Consider the following 17,292-nt stretch of genomic DNA (forward strand, 5'->3'; position numbering starts at 1 on the left):
ATCCATCCTCATTTCAGCCGTTCAGAATTGTTCGAGGAACCGGACGTCGTTCTCATAGAGATAACGCAGATCCGGAATCCGGTAGCGCAGCATCGCGAGCCGCTCGATGCCCAGCCCGAACGCGTACCCCGTCCAGATTTCGGGATCGTATCCGACATTCTTGAACACCGCGGGGTCGACCATGCCCGCTCCGGCGATCTCGATCCAGCCGGAGTGCTTGCAGACCGGGCACCCCTTGCCGCCGCACATGATGCAGGAGAAATCGTACTCGACCGACGGTTCCGTGAACGGGAAGAAGTGCGGCCTCAGCCGGATCTTCACCTTCGGCCCGAACATCTCGGTCGCGAACATGCGCAGCACACTCTTCAGATCCGCCATCGAGACCCCCTTGTCGATGTAGAGCCCCTCGATCTGGTGGAAGTTCATGCCGTGGGTCGCGTCCGGCGTGTCACGGCGGAACACCCGCCCCGGCGCGACGATGCGGACCGGCGGCTCATGCGACTCCATCGTGCGGATCTGCACGGGACTGGTCTGCGTGCGCAGAATGCGACCGTCCTCAAAGTAAAACGTATCCTGCGGATCGCGTGACGGGTGATCCATCGGCGTATTGAGCGCGTCGAAGTTGTGGAAGATATCCTCGATCTCCGGCCCCTCCGAGACGATGAATCCCATGCGGCGGAAGATTTCCGCGCACTCGTCGGCAACGATCGTGACCGGATGTTTGCGCCCGCAGTTCCAGCGCCGTCCCGGCAGCGAAAGGTCGAGCGCCCCTTCGGCGGCGCCCGGAGCTGACGCGAGGCGTGCTGCGGCCTCCTCAATCATGGCCTGAATCCGGTTTCTCCCTTCGTTGAAGGCGCGTCCGGTCTCCTTGCGCTCCTCCGGCGCGACGCTGCCCATCTCCTTCGAAAGCGCCGGGAACAATCCATTGCGTCCGAGGTAATCGATCCGAATTTGTTCGACGGCGTCTGCGGCGGAGGCTGCCGCGGCCTTCGCCGCCGCCTCTTCCAGCGCCCGGTTGATTTTTTCAATGATCGCGTTCATAAAATTCCGTTCCTGAACTGTATCCATCCGCCGCCGTCGGGGGCGGCTCTATTCCTGACTCCGAATTCCGACAAATCCTCCCGCCGCCGGATGACCCGAATCCGTCCCCCGGGGACGGCCTCGGGTCATCCGGCGGCGGCTGCTAAATCGCCTCAATCCAGACATTATCGTGATCCTTTCCGCAGATAAAAGCAAAAACAGCTTGAAGCCGGTGAAAAAAGTCACCACCTTCAAGCTGCTTGAGCCATGTGTTGCGAGCCTCAGGCCTGGGTGACTTTTTCCACCAGCGCCTTGAACTCCGCGGGTTCGTTGACCGCGAGATCGGCAAGAACCTTGCGGTTCAGCTCGATGTTCGCCTTCTTGAGCCCGTTCATGAACTTGCTGTAATTCACATCCAGCGCGCGGCAGGCGGCGTTGATGCGCACGATCCAGAGACCGCGGTACTGCTGCTTCTTCTGCTTGCGCCCCTTGTACGAATGGACGCCCGCCTTGTCGACGGCGTCGTACACGGTACGAATGTTCTTGCTTGCGTTCCCGTAGAACCCCTTCGCGCGCTCCAGAGTGCGCTTGCGACGCTTGCGCGACGGCACGGCATAAGTAACTCTCGACATCTTTGCTTTCCTCCGTCGTTAAGAATTAGAGACCGTACGGGAGCGCGGCCTTGATCCGGCTCATTTCGGTCGACTTCACGGCTCCGTCCTGACGGAGACGACGACGGCGTTTGGCGTTCTTGGACGACTTCAGGTGTCGGGCGCCCGCCTTGTGATGCCGGAACTTGCCGGTTCCGGTCTGCTTGAGCCGCTTGGCGGCACATTTTCTGGTCTTGAGCTTCGGCATTGTTCGTTCCTTCCCTTTTGTAAGGATTAGTTTCCGTCGAGCCGGTCAATGCACCACCGGCTGCGACGCGTTTCCCGCTCCCCTTATTTCGGAGCGAAGTTCACGGAAATATTCCGCCCCAGCATCTTCGGTTTCCCGTCGGCATCCGCGTACGGCGCCAGCTCGGCCATGACCTGATCCATCAGCTGAAAAGCCAGATCCTGATGGGCCATCTCACGACCCCGGAGAGCCAGAGTGATCTTTAATCTACACCCTTTATCCAAAAAGTCAAGCGCATGTTTGATTTTTGTCTCATAATCGTGACTGTCGATGTTCACATGAAACTTGACTTCCTTCAGCTTCTGGGCTGCGGAATTCCGGCGCTGCGCCTTCAGATTCTTCTTCTGTTCATACTGAAGTTTGCCGAAATTCATGATGCGCACCACCGGCGGCGTGGAACGATCCGATACCAGAACCAGATCCAATCCGGCCTCATGCGCCAGCTCACGCGCTCTCGCCAGCGGAACCACATCCATCTGTTCGCCATCCGGCCCGATCAGACGAACCTGATCCGCAGTGAAGCTGCGATCATTGGGTTTCAACAACTTAGCAATAGCGATACCCTCCTTCCAGACGTCGGCTCTTTGCTATTTTTTCCGCGCCGGGCACCCCCCGGCGCGAATTGTCGTATCCGAATACAATACTTCAAACGATCTTATTTTCAACCTCGTAACGCATTTTTTCCGCAAGTTGTTCGACGGAAAGCGTCCCGAGTTCCCCTTCCCGGCGGTTCCGGACCGCCGCCGTTCCGTCCGCCGCCTCGCGCTCGCCGACCACGAGCAGATACGGAATGCGCTCGTTGCGTGCATCCTTGATCTTCGCCCCGAGGCTCGACGCGCGCACGTCGGTTTCGACCCGGAATCCCTTCTGCCGCAGCTCGAGTTCGAGCTTCTTCGCGTAGTCGAGCTGTTTCTCCGAAACCGGCAGCACCCGTGCCTGCTCCGGCGCAAGCCACAGCGGGAACGCTCCCGCGTACTGCTCGATCAGAATTCCGAAGAAACGCTCGAGCGAACCCATCAGCGCACGGTGCACCATGAACGGACGGTGCTTTTTCCCGTCCTCGCCGATGTAGGTCATGTCGAACCGTTCCGGCAGATTGAAGTCGAACTGGATCGTCGCGGTCTGCCATTCGCGGCCGATCGCATCCTTCACCTTCAGGTCGATCTTCGGCCCGTAGAATGCACCGCCGCCCTCGTCGACTTCACAGTCGAGACCGAGCTTGTCAACTGCTTTCCGCAGCGAGGTGATCGCCTTCTCCCACCGCTCCGGCTCGCCAACCGCCTTCGCAGGACGCGTCGACAGATACGGCTTGATATCTTTGAACCCGAAGCAGTTCCAGATGTAGAGGCTGAACCGCAGCACCTCGGCGATCTCATCCTCGATCTGTTCCGGCGTGCAGATGATGTGCGAGTCGTCCTGCGTGAACCCGCGCACACGCAGCAAGCCGTGCAGCGCTCCGGACTTCTCATAACGGTAGACCGTCCCGAGTTCCGCCCAGCGCAACGGCAGCTCCCGGTAGGAGCGCAGGCGCGACTGGTAGATCTCGATGTGGAACGGGCAGTTCATCGGCTTGACAAAATAATCCTTTTCGTCGATCTTCATTGCCGAATACATGCTCTCCCGGTAGAAGTCGAGGTGTCCGCTCGTCTCCCAGAGCACACTCTGGCCGATGTGCGGCGTGTAGAGCAGCTGATACCCGTTCTTGTAGTGCTCCTCCTTCCAGAAAGTCTCAAATGTGTGCCGGATGAACGCCCCTTTCGGATGCCAGAGCACGAGCCCCGGTCCGACGTTCTCGGAAAAGCTGAAGAGATCGAGCTCCTGGCCGAGTTTGCGGTGGTCGCGTTTCGCCGCCTCCTCCTGCATGCGGATGTGCTCCTTGAGTTCCGCCTCGGTCGCGAACGCGGTCCCGTAAATGCGCTGGAGCATCTTGTTCTTCTCGTCTCCGCGGAAGTAGCTGCCCGCAATGGACAGCAGCTTCACCGCGCCGATGTCGCCGGTATTCGAGACGTGCGGCCCGCGGCAGAGATCGACGAAGTCGCCCGTCCGGTAAAAGCCGATCTTCTCCCCCTCGGGAATGTCCGCGAGACGTTCGAGCTTGTAGGGCTGGCCCGCCTCGGTCAGCATTTTCTGCGCCTCGTCGCGGGGAAGCTCGAAGTGCTCGAACGGCAGCTTGCGGCCGATCAGCTTCTTCATCTGTTTCTCGATCTCTTTCAGGTCTTCGTTGACGAGGCGGTGCTCCATGTCGAAATCGTAGTAGAACCCGTTCTCGGTCGCCGGACCGATGTCGAATTTCGCATCGGGATACAGTTTCTGAACCGCCGCGGCCATCACATGCGCCGCGCTGTGGCGGATCGTCTCAAGAGGATAATCACTCATTTTCGTAAACCTTCCATTCCAAACTTCTTACTGCCTGCACGAAATAAACGTCATCCGCGGCCGCCGGTCACGCCCGCGTCGGTGACGCGGGGGATTCCTCTCTTGGTCAAGTTCCGATTCATTCTGTTCTCCCTTCCCGGCATCTCTCAGTAACGATAACTCTCCGGCTTGTAAGGCCCGTCAACCGGAACGCCGATGTAGGCGGCCTGCTCCGGAGTAAGTTTCGTCAACTTCGCGCCGAGTTTCTCAAGGTGAAGCCGCGCAACCTCTTCGTCGAGCTTTTTCTCGATCAGGTAGACGCCGACTTTCCGATCCTTGCTGCGGGCGATGTCGATCTGAGCGAGCGTCTGGTTCGTGAAGCTGTTCGACATCACGAACGACGGATGTCCCGTCGCGCAGCCGAGGTTCACGAGCCGCCCCTCCGCCAGCAGATAGATGCTGTGCCCGTCCGGGAACGTGAAACGGCTGACCGGACACTCGCTGCCTTTGATGACCGTCTTTTTGATGCCGGGCCAGCTTTCGAGCCGCGCAACTTCGATCTCGTCGTCGAAATGACCGATGTTGCAGACGATCGCCTGATCTTTCATCTTCGCCATGTGCTCAGCCGTGATGATCCGGCAGTTGCCGGTGGTCGTGACGAAAAGGTCCGCCTGCGGCAGCGCATCCTCGACCGTGCAGACCTGGAAACCGGCCATGCAGGCCTGAAGCGCGCAAATGGGATCGATCTCGCTCACCAGCACCCGGGCGCGTTCGTTGTGCAGCGCCTCGGCGCACCCCTTGCCCACGTCGCCGTAGCCGCAGACCATGACCGTCTTGCCGGAAAGCATCACGTCGAGTGCACGCTTGATTCCGTCGGTCAGGCTGTGGCGGCAGCCGTAGATGTTGTCGAACTTGCTCTTCGTGACCGAATCGTTCACGTTGATCGCCGGAAAGAGCAGTTCACCTTTCGCCTGCATCTGAATGAGCCGGTGGACGCCCGTAGTGGTCTCCTCCGAGACGCCCTTCACGTTCGCGGCAACCTTGTGCCAGTGCTGCGGATCCTCCGCAAGCACCCGCTTGAGCAGCGCATTGATGATCGCAAGTTCCGCCACATCGGTCGGCACATCGAGAATCGACGGATCGTTCTCCGCCGCATACCCGCGGTGGATCAGCAGCGTCGCGTCGCCGCCGTCGTCGACGATCTGGTCCGGCCCGGAACCGTCCGGCCAGGTCATCGCCCGGTAGGTGCACTCCCAGTACTCCTCAAGCGTCTCGCCCTTCCAGGCAAAGACCGGCACCCCGTCGGCCGCGATCGCCGCCGCCGCGTGATCCTGCGTCGAAAAGATGTTGCAGCTCGCCCAGCGGACGTCCGCGCCGAGCGCCTTGAGCGTCTCGATGAGCACGGCCGTCTGGATCGTCATGTGCAGACTTCCCATGATCTTGACGCCTTTGAGCGGCTGCTGCGGACCGTATTTCGCGCGGGTCGCCATGAGTCCGGGCATCTCCTGCTCGGCAATTTCAATCTCTTTCCGGCCGAAGTCGGCCAGATTGATGTCTTTCACCTTGTATTCCATCTCAATTGGTTCCTTCCTGCATCCTGCTTCTGATATAGCTCCAGCGCTCTTCCGGAATTTCGGAGCCGACCACCTTGACCACCTCGGAACTCACGAGCGCACCGTAATAGGCCGCTTCCGCCAGATTCTTTCCCTGGCAGAGCCCGTAGAGAAACCCCGTCGCCCAGAGGTCGCCGGCGGCGGTCGTATCCACCGGATTTTCGACGAGCTGCGCCGGGATCCGCACGGTTTCGTTTCCGGACTTCACGAGCGCGCCTTTCCGTCCGAGCTTCACGGCGGCGACGTCGCACCATGAGGCAAGACGTTCAAGCCGTTCCTCGACCGACATCTCCCCGAGCAGCGCGGCCGCCTCCTCCTCGTTTGCGAGAATCACGTCGACGTACTCCTTCAGAATCGACGGCAGACTCTCGCGGAAATCCCGGACCACTTCGAACGAAGCCAGGTCGATTCCGATCCGGCAACCCGCCTCCTTCGCCTTCCGCAGCACGGTCGGCATGACCGCCGAATAGAACATATATCCTTCGATATAGACAAAATCGTACTTCGAAAAATCGACCGCGGCGGCCTCCTCGGGCCGCACGAGCAGCGAGGCGGCCAGCGCCGAACGCATCGTGCGCTCCGCATCGGGCGTGATCATCGAGAGACACGTCCCGGTCGGCAGCTCCGAGGTCGCAATGAACTCCTCGTCGGATCCCCCGAGCTCCCGCAGCCGGCGGCGGTAAAAACAACCTTTCTCATCTGTGCCGAGCTTGCCGAACATCGCGACCGGAATCCCGAGGCGCGCGAGCCCGAAGATCGTGTTGCCCGCCGAACCGCCCGGCACAAGCCGCGGCTCCGACGGCAGCCGCCGCAGAACCTCCTCCTGAAACTCCGGCTCGACCATGACCATCCCCCCCTTTTCGCCGGGGACGGTTTCGAGAAACGCGTCATCGACCGGTACGAGGATGTCCAGCAGCGGCGACCCGACGCCGAGCAGCCGGAATTCCCCGCCGTCCGCGGAGTTGCGTCCGTTCAGAATTCCCATGATCTTGATTACTTCAGATATTCCGCGGCGGCGGCCTTGAGTTCTTCGACCTTGTCGAGCTTCTCCCACGGGAACTGCGAACGGCCGAAGTGACCGTAGGCCGCCGTGTCCGCGTAGCACCAGCCGTTGCCCGGATGCTTGAGCCCGAGCGTCTGGATGATCGCCGCCGGCTTCAGGCTGAACACCTTGCGGACGACCTTCTCAAGATCCTGTTCGTTCTTGAGCTTGCCGGTACCGTAGGTGTCGACATTGATCGAAAGCGGTTCGGCCACGCCGATGGCGTAGGCAACCTGAATTTCACACTTGTCCGCAAGTCCTGCCGCGACGATGTTCTTCGCGATGTAACGGCACATGTAGGCGGCCGAACGGTCGACTTTCGAAGGATCCTTGCCGGAGAACGCGCCGCCGCCGTGGCTGCCGACGCCGCCGTAGGTGTCGACGATGATCTTGCGGCCGGTCAAGCCGGTGTCGCCGTGCGGACCGCCGATCTCGAACCGGCCGGTCGGATTGACATAATACACAATGTCGTCATTCAGCAGCTCGGCCGGAACAACCTTTTTCACAACTTCCTTGACGAGAGTTTCCAGCCACTTGATGTCCATGTCCGGCGTGTGCTGGTGCGAAACCACGACCGCGGTCAGCGCAACCGGCTTGCCTTTGGAGTAGCGGATCGAAACCTGGCTCTTCGAGTCGGGCCGCAGGTAACGGTAGTTCTCCGGATCGGTGTGGCGCAGCCGCGCGAGTTCCTCGACGATCTTGTGCGCATAATAGATCGGCGCCGGCATGTAGGCGGGCGTCTCGTTCGACGCGTAACCGAACATCATTCCCTGGTCGCCGGCGCCCTGCTCGGTGAAGAGGCCCTGACCTTCGGTCACGCCCTGCGAGATGTCCGGAGACTGCTTGTGGATGCAGATCATCACCTTCGCATCATCGGCGCAGAAACCGACACCATGCTCATTGTAACCGATCTTGCGGACCGCGTCGAGAGCGACCTCCTGCCAGTTGACTTTCGCTTTCGTCGTGATCTCACCGGAGATGACGACGAGATTCGTCGTGGTCAGCGTCTCACAGGCAACCCGGCTCTCGGGATCCTGCGCGAGGCAGGCGTCGAGGATCGCATCGGAAATCTGATCACACACCTTGTCGGGATGCCCCTCCGAAACCGATTCGGAGGTGAAAACATGATCGGCATGAATTTTGCTCATTTACATAAACTCCTGATATTTAAAGATTTATTGCATTTTTATTTCATACATAAAAAGCCCGACCGACCGCGAATGCGGTCGGACGAGCGAAGTTCAAAACGTCAGAAAGAGTCAAGAACGAACATCATGCGGTTCGTCATGATCAATATTGCGGCATCCGCATCGGGACCGGAACGCCGCGACGGTTCTGCCCCCAGACCGCTTCGCCCGTGCCCTCGACCGCCGGCTTGTCCTTGCCGTAGCTGAGGGTTCTCATCCGCGCGTCGGCAACGCCGCAGCCGGCGAGATAAGCGCGGATCGCATTTGCCCGGCGTTCGCCGAGCGCGCGGTTGTACTCCTCGGTGCCGCGCTGGTCGCAGTGACCTTCGATCACGAGTCCGAGCGACGGATTCGCCTGGAGATACTGGGCGATGCGGTCGAGGTTCGCCTGCTCCGAGGGGACGAGCACATCCGAGTCATAAGCGAAATAGATGATCGGCATGTTGAGCCGGTTGGCCGGATCGGCCTCAACCCAGTCGGAGCCGTTCCCGGCGACGGAGTCGATTCCCGCATCGGTCGCACCCGGAGCCCAGCCGGACGGTCCGTTGCCGAACGAATCGCCGGGGACGCCGTTGAGACCGGTGTTGTTCATGCCGAAACCGGGATCCGCGTACGCCTCCTCCACCGGGGTGGTCGCCTCCGCCGGGGTTTCGTTGCTGAAAAGACCGCAGCCGGCTGTTCCGAATCCGAGAATCGCGAGCGCAAGCGCCGAACCGAAAAGATGCTTCATCATAACTGTTGTTCCTCTCTGGAAATAAGTCTCCGAAAACCAATGACAACCCGTTTTCTCATAACATAGACTTGAAATAAAAAATTTCCAATGATTTTCCGACAAAAGCGGTTTTTTTTTATGAATTCCGGCCGCGCAGCGGCGCCGGGACGGAAAATCCTCCCGCATTTGCCCCCAAACTTCAAAAAAAACCTTGATATTGCAACGCAACTCTGCTATATTTTCCTCTGTAACATCCTGTAAATGCAGATAGGGAGGACAGCAGATCATGGATATCGATTGGGAGAACCTCGGATTCAAATTCATGCCGACCCGGAGCAATATCCGGTTTCACTACGCCGACGGGAAATGGGATGACGGCAAGCTGTACAACAGCTACGACATCAGCATCAGCGTCGCGGCCAATGCGCTCCACTACGGACAGGCGATCTTCGAAGGCGGCAAGGCGTTCTGCTGCAAGGACGGCAAGGTCCGCATCTTCCGCCCGGATGAAAACGGCATCCGTCTGAATCGTTCCGCGGCCCATCTGCTCATGCCTGAATTTCCGGTTGAAAAATTCGTCGAAGCGGTCAAGACCGTCGTGCGTGACAACATCGATTACGTTCCGCCCTACGGCACCGGCGGCGCACTCTACATCCGTCCCGTGATGTTCGGAACGACTCCGCAGATCGGCGTCGGTTCGAGTCTTGAGTATGAACTCGTCATCATGGTCGTCCCGGTCGGCGCCTACTACAAGGGAGGCATCAAGCCGGTCGACGCGATGATTTCGCGCGACTACGACCGCGCCGCGCCGCACGGAACCGGCCACATCAAGGCGGCGGGCAACTACGCCGCAAGCCTGATCTCCAGCAAGCAGGCCAAAGAGAAGGGATGCGCGGTGGCGCTCTTCCTCGACCCGGCGACCCACACCTTCGTCGATGAATTCGGAACAAGCAACTTCCTTGCGATCACGAAAGACGGCAAATACGTCACGAGTCTCTCCGACTCGATTCTCGCTTCGATCACGAACAAGTCGCTCATGACCATCGCGGCCGATCTCGGCATGCCGGTCGAGCGGCGGAAGATCCGCGCCTCGGAACTCCCCGATTTCGCGGAGGTCGCCGCCTGCGGCACCGCCGTGGTGCTCACCCCGGTCGGCCGCATCTTCGACGGTGACAAGGTGATCGACTACCATCTTACGGAGATCGGTCCGCATTTGAAGAAGCTCTACGACGAAATGACCGGCATCCAGGACGGCGCCCGTCCGGACAAACACGGGTGGCTGGTGGAGATTTAATCATGAAGATCTTCAGAACGCCTGCCGAGTTGCAGGCGTATGCGCTTGCGAACAAGCGGTCGGGCAAAACGACCGCGCTGGTTCCGACCATGGGGTATCTGCATGCCGGGCATCTGTCGCTGATCGACATCGCCCGGCAGAAAGCCGATATCGTGATCGTCTCGATCTTCGTGAACCCGATCCAGTTCGGGCCGACCGAGGACCTCGACAAATATCCGCGCGATTTCGAGCGCGATTCGAAACTCTGTGAAGAGCACGGCGCGGACGCGGTCTTCGCTCCGGAACCCGGTGTGATGTACGCTCCGGACGCCTCGACCTTCGTGGAGGAGACCAGACTCTCCCGGCCGCTCTGCGGCGCACGGCGGCCCGGCCACTTCCGCGGCGTCACGACCGTGGTGGCCAAGCTGTTCAACCTCGCGCTGCCCGACTACGCCGTCTTCGGCATGAAAGACGCGCAGCAGCTGCTGGTCATCAAACGCATGGTGCGGGATTTGAACTTCCCGGTGGAGATCATCGCTGCTCCGCTGATCCGCGAACACAGCGGACTGGCGCTCTCGTCGCGCAACGCCTATCTCTCCGAAGATGAAAAAGAGCGGGCGGTCGTGCTCTCGCGCGTGCTCGACGCCGCGCGGCCGGCGCTGATCGAGGGGGGGATCGAAGCGATTCCCGCCGTACTCGAGGCGATGCGGCATGAGATCGAAAAGGCGGGCGGGCGGATCGATTACGTCGAAGCGCTCGACGCCTCGACCCTTGAACCGCCGACGGAAAAATCTGCAGACCTGCTCGTCGCGCTGGCCGTCTACTTCGGCAAAACGCGACTGATCGACAACACTCTCGTATGGGTGAAACGATGAAGAAACTTTATTACAACGCTCCCGGTTTTGAAGAGGAACTGCGGGCGCTGGCGGACCGTCCCGGCTACCCGCCGGAGATCGAATCCCAGGTTGCGGCCATCATCGAGGATGTCCGGAAAGAGGGAGACGCCGCCATCGTCCGATATGCCGCGAAATTCGATCACACCGAACTTGATCCGTCCCGCTTCCGGGTGACGGAGGAGGAGATCGACGAAGCGGAACAGCTGCTTTCGGAACGGGAGAAGAAAGCGATCGATACGGCGCTCTTCCAGGTGCGCGATTTCGCTCTGGCGACGCTGCCGCGCCCGTGGAGCGCTTCGCCGCGCCCCGGGGTGACGCTCGGTGAGAAATTCACGCCGATGGATCGTGTCGGCGTCTACATTCCGGGCGGCACGGCGCCGCTGGTCTCGACCGTGCTGCACACGGCGGGGATCGCGGGGGCGGCGGGAGTCCGCGAAATCGTGGCGACCACCCCGGCGAACCGGGAGGGGAAGGTTCATCCGGCCGTGCTCTATGCGATGCGTCGGGCGGGGGTGACTGAGATTCTGCGGCTCGGCGGCGTCTACGGCGTCGCGGCGCTCGCGCTCGGGACGGAGTCGATCCGCCGGGTTGAAAAACTCGTCGGCCCCGGCAACGCCTACGTGACTGCGGCCAAGAAGCTGCTGTACGGCCGGGTCGCGATCGATATGGTTGCGGGTCCCTCGGAGATTCTCGTCATCGCGGACGCCCACGCGAATCCGGAGTTCATCGCGGCCGACCTGCTGAGCCAGGCCGAACACGGATCCGGACTCGAGCAGGCGGTGCTGGTCACGACCGACCGCGCGATGATCGAACGGGTGGAGGCCGCGTTCCGGCGTCAGAAGGCGACGCTGCCGCGCATCGCGACGATCGAACGTGTCGAAGAGCACGGCGTCTTCCTGATCCATGCCGCCGACCTTGAACAGGCCGCCCGCATAGCGAGCGCCTATGCGCCGGAGCACCTCGAAATCCAGACCGAAAATCCGGAAGCGGTCGCCGCGAAAATCACTGCCGCGGGGGCGATTTTCCTCGGGCCGTGGACGCCGGAGCCGATCGGCGACTTCTGTGCCGGGCCGTCGCACGTGCTGCCGACCGCCTCAAGCGCCCGTTACTTCAACGGGCTTGAAACGGCCGGATTCTTCCGGCGCACGAGCCTCGTGAAATATGAGGAGTCCGCACTGCGCCGGGAGGTCGGCATCGTCGAGTGTTTCGGTGAAATGGAGGGACTCGCCGCCCACGGGCGCGCCGGAACGATCCGGGTGAAGTAGCCGGGTTGAGCTTGACTGCCCGGAAAGGCGGAGTATATTTATTCAGAACTCAAAATATTTCGTTTTTCCGGAGGAATTCTGTATGGAGAAAAAAATTCTGCTGTTTGCGGCCGCACTTCTGGCGGCGGCCGAGGCGTTCGCACTGCGCCCGGGCGATCCGGTCGAGGAGCTGATCGGGGTGAACTGGGTGCAGGGCGCTCCGCTTGCGATGCTGCCGCCGGAGAACCCGTCGCCCGGCGACCCCGAGTTCAAGGTGGTGGTGTTTCTGCTGACCCGCGCCCAGAATACGGACGATACGCTCACGCTGCTGAATTTTCTCCGACGCACATTTGCGAACAGGGTGCGTTTCGCAGTCGTGACTCCGGACTCCGAAACCGATGTGAAAGAACTGCTCAAACGGCGCCCGGACTTCACCGCGAGTTTCGGGGTCGACACCAAACGGACGCTGACGCCGAAATACATCGGCAGCAGTCTGCTTCTCCCGTTGGCTTTTGTTGCGGACAGGGAGGGGGAGATCGTCTGGAGCGGGGAGGCGGCCTATCTCGGGGAGGCGCTGCAGAAGTGTCTCGACGGCACGCTCGACCGCGATGCACAGCGGAAACTCTCCCCGCTGCTCGATGAACTCCCGACCCTGCTGCGCGGCGACAATGAATCGAGAATGCGGAGACTCGTTGACTCCATCTTCCGGATCGAACCAGGCCAGCCGACCGCGTTGCGGATCCGGCTTTTCGTGCTCGAAAGCAACGGCCGCGCCGCCGAAGCGTTGAAACTTGTTCAGTCGCAGATCAAACTTGCACCGAAGGTGACCCGGCTCTACTTCGAGGCGATGAACCTCATTGCCCGCAATCCGCAGCTCGCCTCGCAGAACGAGGCGGTCGTCCGCGCCTATACCGAGGCGGTGAAAAACGATCCTGATGCCGACAATCAGATGGCGTGGATGCTCCTGACCCGCCAGCCGGACGAGCCGGAAGCGCTCAAGAGCGCCAGGGTTCTCACGGAACGCGCCCGGACTTTGCTGAAGACCGATGCGCAGGGGGCGTTGCGCGGCTCATGCCTGAATACGCAGGCGCTGCTCGCCTACCGCTTGGGAAAGCTCGAAGAGGCGAAAAAGCTCCAGGCGGAAGCGATTCGCGTCTTTGAAGCCGCAGATCTGCCCGGAGCGGTATCTGACGCCCGGCGGCGCCTTCTCTATTACGAAACGGTGCTCTCGCTCGCGCGCTGATCCGGAGCCGGCTGAATCTCCCACCGTTCATCGAGCCGGGCACATTTGCCGGGTTCGACCGGAGCGAGCGGTCCGAGCGACTCGATCTCGAGGAATCCGGGCATCGTGAAGAACTCCGCATTGCAGCCGCCGTCCGGATAGGTCGCAGTTGGATCGTATGGAAAGTGTTTCACGAAACGCTCGCCCGCGAGATCATACGCGGCCCAGCCCGGCTTCACGGTTGCGCCGAATTTCTGCTTGGAGACGTACCGGTTGTCCTGACGCATCCGGATGAAGTCGTCCCCCCAGGTGAAGCGCGGATCCGCCATTTTCGTGAACCGCCAGAGAACGACCGGGCGGGCGTATTCGAACGATTCGTCCGGTTCTTTGCCGTGCGGCACATAGGGTTCCTGCGGAACGACGAGTTCACCGCCTTCGGCCATGACGGTCAGACACCACGGCGCGAATGTGACCGCCCACGGATTTTCGTTGAAGATGCGGTGGCGCAGAACGACGCCGCTCCCGCTGCCGAGGAGGCAGATATCGATCTCCTTGCGCAGTCCGGTGGTGCGTTCCGTCGCACATTTGAGGAAGAGCGTCCGTCCGTCCCAGCTGTGTTCGACCGGATCCACGTCGGGGTAGTAGGTGCGCGGCCACACCTCCGGCGCATGCCAGAGACGGTGGCCGCCGTAGCTCTGCCACTCATCCGGTTTCACGTCGGCCATCTCTTCGTCGAAATTCTTCATGAAATTCACGCCGCCGTCGATCCGGCGGTAGCAGAGAATGCGGGGGCCGAGCCCGACGGAAACGATCAGTTCGACTGTCCCGTTTGAGAGGCGCAGGCAGTTCTTCCAGTTCCGATAAGCGACTGTATCACAAAACGTCATTTTGATTTCCTCCGGAATTTGTTATGACTTGCGCCGGAACCGGAAACGCGTTTCGATCTTCCGGTTCGGGACGCGGCAGGGGTCGTGAACATCGAGGCTCCAGCTGTTGTCTCCGCCGACGCCGCGCTGCACGTGATCGAGGGTAAGTTCCCAGATCCCTTCGTCATGCAGCTCTCCGGCGTGGCGCGCCCGCTCCAGCGACGCGGCACGGTAAGGCCGCAGCGTGAAACCGAACAGACGGTCCGAGGTGATCTCCATTTGCTCCCCCGATGCCGAGACAAGCGTGAGAATCCGGACGTCGATCCGCTGCCCGTTCTCCTGCGGTCGCGTGTAGGGCGTGCAGAGTTTCTCCGGTGCATCCGTTCCGTACCGGCCGACCAGGGCGGAGTGTTTGCGGTCGCAATACGCCTCGTGCGGGCCGCGGCCGTACCACTCCAGGCGCGCCACGGCCGGCTTCGGCAGCACGAGCCGCAACCCGACCCGGGCGACTTCGGGGCAGGCGGGTTCGGGATCGAACACGAGTTCGGCGAGCGCGCCGTCCTCCGTCCGTTTCCAGACGAGGAAGCTGCGGAAATCTCCGGGGCGGCGTGTCCGGGTGCGTCGATCGAATCCGCAGCCGCGGTCGTTGTCGGTTTCGGCGCGGTCGAGGACAATTTCCGGCGGTTCCATGCAGGGGAGATCCGGCGCAACGGCCTCATCGGCTTCTTCCGGCTCGCTCCACAGCGGATTCGGATCGGGAAAGAGAGTGAACGTGGGTTCCCCGCCGAGCGGCAGCTCGATTTCGGCGGACGCCCCGAGTGCGATCCGCCAGAAAAGTTCGCCCGTCTCCGGCAGCTCCGCCGGGTACGGTACACGCTTTGATTCACCGGGGGCCAGAATGAAATCCCAGGCGCCCGAGGCGGCCTCTTCGCCGTTCCGGAGAAGGCTCCAGACGAGCGGCTCTCCGGCGCTTGAGCGGAAACTTCTCCGCAACGTCAGCGTGATCGTCCGTGCGACACGGTCGAGCGACGCCGTCAGCGGTTGATGCACCCATTTCACCTCCGCGAGGCCGGGATTCGGCGTTCGATCCGAACGCACAAGGCCGTCGCAGCAGAAATTTCCGTCGTTCGGGCGGTCGCCGAAGTCGCCGCCGTAACCGTAACCGCCTCCCGGCAATGCGAGCGCATGTTCACACCACTCCCAGATGAAGCCCCCCGCGAGACAATTGTGACGCGCAATCACATCCCAGTACTCCTGAAAATTCCCGGTGCTGTTTCCCATTGCATGCGCGTATTCGTTCATGATGAATGGTTTCGTACTCGGGTTCGGTCCATGCTGGCGCGGGTGCGGAATCTCGCCGTGTTCGCCAATGCGGATCGCGTTGTCCTTTGAATACTCCGCGAGCCAGTGCGGCGTCGGGTAGGTCTGACTGTCGAAATCGGCGACGACGTTCATGTCGGCATACTGGATCGGACGTGGATCAAGTTCGCGGATGCGCGCGGCCATCGCTTCGAACGCGGTGCCGAATCCCGCCTCGTTGCCGAGCGACCAGATCGTGATCGAAACCGAGTTCCGGTCGGTCCTGACGAGCCGGTCGGCGCGGTCGACCACGGCAGGCGTCCAGGCCGGATCGTCGCCGGGGAGCACGCAGGCGTGATAGGAGAGCTCGTGGCTTTCGACATTCGCCTCGTCGATCACGTAAAGGCCGTAGTGGTCGCAGAGTTCGTACCAGAGCGGATGGTTCATGTAGTGGCTGCACCGCACCGCGTCAAGATTCGCCGCCTTCATCATCTCGATATCGCGGATCATCCCCTCCCGGGTGACGGCCCGGCCGCGCCGGGGATCGAGTTCATGGCGGTTCACGCCGTGGAACTTGATCGGCTTCCCGTTGAACAGAAATGTCCGGTTGCGGATCTCGATCGAGCGGAATCCGGTGCGGAAGTGGCGGATGTCGAGGATCTCTCCGCCGCGGCGCAGAACGAGCGTCGCGCAATAAAGATTCGGCGTTTCGGCGCTCCAGAGTTCGATCTGTTCGAGCCGGGCTTCGAGCGTCGTTCCTCCGGAGACCCGCGCAACGGTTTTTCCGGAGGAAGTTCGTACGCAAAGTTCAAGCGAACATGCGTCGCTCCATCCGGAAATTTCACATGCCGCCCGCACTGTGCGACGCTCCGGATCGGCGGAAATCACCACGTCGGCGAGAAAAACCGGCGCCGTCGAATAGAGAAACACACTGCGGAAAACGCCGGAGAGACGCCAGAAATCCTGATCCTCCAGATAGCTTCCGCTCGAATACTTGTACACCTCCAGCGCAACGAGGTTGCTTCCGGCATGAAGGAGTTGCGTAATGTCAAACTCGGCCGGTCCCATCGAATCCTCGCTGTATCCGACGAACATTCCGTTGATCCAGAGCCGGAAGGCGCTCTGCACGCCCGCGAAGTGGATGACCGTGCGGCGGCCCTGCCATTCGGGGGGGAGGTCGAAGGTTCTGCGCAGCTGCCCGGTCGGATTGCGCTCGACGAATGTGGTCCAGTCGTGCGGAGGCTCCTCCATCACATGCGGAGGAGCGCAGCGAAACGGATAGGTGATGTTCGAATAGATCGGCGTGCCGAATCCGGCACATTCGAAGTTCGCCGGCAGTTCGATCTGATTCCATGCGGAATCATGGAAACCGGGAGCTTCGAAGCCGTCGATCCGGCCATCCGGCGTCGGCGACCAGTGCAACTTCCAGCTGCCGTCGAGTGTGAGGCGCCAGTCATCGACATCATAGAGGAATTCTCCGGGGGCAAGTTCCGTCCGCTTCGACGGCCAGGAGGTGGCGCGGGGAGAAAGTTTATGAATCCCGAACACGGCGGGATTTTCCAGCAGTTCAGTCAGTTGGTTCATGATTTTTCCGGGTGACTCCATTTCGTCTTTGTTGATTAATGGAACGGCCGGGGAGTGGATTTGCAACCCCTGTCGGACGAAA

15 protein-coding genes are annotated in these 17,292 nt (G+C 61.1%); 4 read left to right on the forward strand and 11 right to left on the reverse strand.

Annotated elements, in window-relative coordinates:
- Positions 1–21: 21 nt before the first annotated feature.
- The 9 genes from pheS to Q0K10_RS07670 form a co-directional block, all read right to left on the reverse strand.
- Positions 22–1,032, reverse strand: a complete 1,011-nt coding sequence (gene pheS / locus Q0K10_RS07630) for a phenylalanine--tRNA ligase subunit alpha (protein WP_366942978.1) — start codon at positions 1,030–1,032, stop codon at positions 22–24.
- Positions 1,033–1,301: 269 nt separating this feature from the next.
- Positions 1,302–1,652, reverse strand: coding sequence for a 50S ribosomal protein L20 (gene rplT / locus Q0K10_RS07635; RefSeq protein ID WP_106053777.1), 351 nt, complete (start codon positions 1,650–1,652; stop codon positions 1,302–1,304).
- Positions 1,653–1,677: 25 nt separating this feature from the next.
- The gene (gene rpmI, locus Q0K10_RS07640) at positions 1,678–1,878 is read right to left on the reverse strand and encodes a 50S ribosomal protein L35 (protein WP_106053776.1); all 201 of its coding nucleotides are present in this window, start codon (positions 1,876–1,878) and stop codon (positions 1,678–1,680) included.
- An 83-nt stretch (positions 1,879–1,961) separates the two neighbouring features.
- Complete coding sequence (gene infC, locus Q0K10_RS07645) at positions 1,962–2,462, reverse strand: translation initiation factor IF-3 (protein ID WP_294505407.1); 501 nt, start codon at positions 2,460–2,462, stop codon at positions 1,962–1,964.
- Positions 2,463–2,562: 100 nt separating this feature from the next.
- Complete coding sequence (thrS, locus tag Q0K10_RS07650; protein WP_294505409.1) at positions 2,563–4,293, reverse strand: threonine--tRNA ligase; 1,731 nt, start codon at positions 4,291–4,293, stop codon at positions 2,563–2,565.
- Positions 4,294–4,439: 146 nt separating this feature from the next.
- Positions 4,440–5,846: an adenosylhomocysteinase gene (ahcY, locus tag Q0K10_RS07655; protein ID WP_294505411.1), complete on the reverse strand. Its 1,407-nt coding sequence runs from the start codon at positions 5,844–5,846 to the stop codon at positions 4,440–4,442.
- Between the two features lies 1 nt (position 5,847).
- On the reverse strand, positions 5,848–6,870 hold the full coding sequence (locus Q0K10_RS07660; protein WP_294505414.1) for an adenosine kinase: 1,023 nt from the start codon (positions 6,868–6,870) through the stop codon (positions 5,848–5,850).
- Positions 6,871–6,878: 8 nt separating this feature from the next.
- Positions 6,879–8,075 carry a methionine adenosyltransferase gene (gene metK / locus Q0K10_RS07665; protein ID WP_294505416.1) on the reverse strand — a complete coding sequence of 399 codons (1,197 nt, stop codon included), beginning with the start codon at positions 8,073–8,075 and terminating at the stop codon, positions 6,879–6,881.
- A gap of 142 nt (positions 8,076–8,217) precedes the next feature.
- Entirely contained in the window at positions 8,218–8,847 is a 630-nt protein-coding gene (locus Q0K10_RS07670; protein WP_294505418.1) for an OmpA family protein, read from the reverse strand.
- A 265-nt stretch (positions 8,848–9,112) separates the two neighbouring features.
- Between Q0K10_RS07670 and Q0K10_RS07675 the strand changes: the two genes are divergently transcribed.
- From Q0K10_RS07675 to Q0K10_RS07690, 4 genes are all read left to right on the forward strand, one after another.
- On the forward strand, positions 9,113–10,120 hold the full coding sequence (locus Q0K10_RS07675; protein ID WP_294505420.1) for a branched-chain amino acid aminotransferase: 1,008 nt from the start codon (positions 9,113–9,115) through the stop codon (positions 10,118–10,120).
- A gap of 2 nt (positions 10,121–10,122) precedes the next feature.
- Positions 10,123–10,974, forward strand: a complete 852-nt coding sequence (panC, locus tag Q0K10_RS07680) for a pantoate--beta-alanine ligase (protein WP_294505422.1) — start codon at positions 10,123–10,125, stop codon at positions 10,972–10,974.
- A complete protein-coding gene (gene hisD / locus Q0K10_RS07685) occupies positions 10,971–12,260 on the forward strand; it encodes a histidinol dehydrogenase (RefSeq protein ID WP_294505424.1) in 1,290 nt (429 codons plus the stop codon). Before panC ends, hisD begins: the two co-directional genes overlap by 4 nt.
- A gap of 82 nt (positions 12,261–12,342) precedes the next feature.
- Positions 12,343–13,482 (forward strand): hypothetical protein, encoded by a 1,140-nt coding sequence (locus tag Q0K10_RS07690; RefSeq protein ID WP_294505426.1) that lies wholly within the window; start codon positions 12,343–12,345, stop codon positions 13,480–13,482.
- On the opposite strand, the gene Q0K10_RS07695 is transcribed toward Q0K10_RS07690, so the two are convergent.
- Together Q0K10_RS07695 and Q0K10_RS07700 are read right to left on the reverse strand one after the other, a co-directional pair.
- Positions 13,452–14,348 (reverse strand): hypothetical protein, encoded by an 897-nt coding sequence (locus Q0K10_RS07695; RefSeq protein ID WP_294505428.1) that lies wholly within the window; start codon positions 14,346–14,348, stop codon positions 13,452–13,454. The two genes, Q0K10_RS07690 and Q0K10_RS07695, sit on opposite strands and share 31 nt — an antisense overlap.
- A gap of 21 nt (positions 14,349–14,369) precedes the next feature.
- On the reverse strand, positions 14,370–17,210 hold the full coding sequence (locus tag Q0K10_RS07700; RefSeq protein WP_294505430.1) for a glycoside hydrolase family 2 TIM barrel-domain containing protein: 2,841 nt from the start codon (positions 17,208–17,210) through the stop codon (positions 14,370–14,372).
- Between the last annotated feature and the right edge of the window lie 82 nt (positions 17,211–17,292).

The sequence above is a fragment of the uncultured Victivallis sp. genome, assembly GCF_944391105.1.
Lineage (GTDB): Bacteria > Verrucomicrobiota > Lentisphaeria > Victivallales > Victivallaceae > Victivallis.

Bases quoted from the DNA above. Each gene is read 5' to 3' on its own strand.
- rplT (WP_106053777.1), bottom strand. From the start codon at position 1,652: ATGTCGAGAGTTACTTATGCCGTGCCGTCGCGCAAGCGTCGCAAGCGC.
- rpmI (WP_106053776.1), bottom strand. From the start codon at position 1,878: ATGCCGAAGCTCAAGACCAGAAAATGTGCCGCCAAGCGGCTCAAGCAG.
- thrS (WP_294505409.1), bottom strand. From the start codon at position 4,293: ATGAGTGATTATCCTCTTGAGACGATCCGCCACAGCGCGGCGCATGTG.
- ahcY (WP_294505411.1), bottom strand. From the start codon at position 5,846: ATGGAATACAAGGTGAAAGACATCAATCTGGCCGACTTCGGCCGGAAA.
- Q0K10_RS07660 (WP_294505414.1), bottom strand. From the start codon at position 6,870: ATGGGAATTCTGAACGGACGCAACTCCGCGGACGGCGGGGAATTCCGG.
- metK (WP_294505416.1), bottom strand. From the start codon at position 8,075: ATGAGCAAAATTCATGCCGATCATGTTTTCACCTCCGAATCGGTTTCG.
- Q0K10_RS07670 (WP_294505418.1), bottom strand. From the start codon at position 8,847: ATGATGAAGCATCTTTTCGGTTCGGCGCTTGCGCTCGCGATTCTCGGA.
- Q0K10_RS07675 (WP_294505420.1), top strand. From the start codon at position 9,113: ATGGATATCGATTGGGAGAACCTCGGATTCAAATTCATGCCGACCCGG.
- panC (WP_294505422.1), top strand. From the start codon at position 10,123: ATGAAGATCTTCAGAACGCCTGCCGAGTTGCAGGCGTATGCGCTTGCG.
- hisD (WP_294505424.1), top strand. From the start codon at position 10,971: ATGAAGAAACTTTATTACAACGCTCCCGGTTTTGAAGAGGAACTGCGG.
- Q0K10_RS07690 (WP_294505426.1), top strand. From the start codon at position 12,343: ATGGAGAAAAAAATTCTGCTGTTTGCGGCCGCACTTCTGGCGGCGGCC.
- Q0K10_RS07695 (WP_294505428.1), bottom strand. From the start codon at position 14,348: ATGACGTTTTGTGATACAGTCGCTTATCGGAACTGGAAGAACTGCCTG.
- Q0K10_RS07700 (WP_294505430.1), bottom strand. From the start codon at position 17,210: ATGAACCAACTGACTGAACTGCTGGAAAATCCCGCCGTGTTCGGGATT.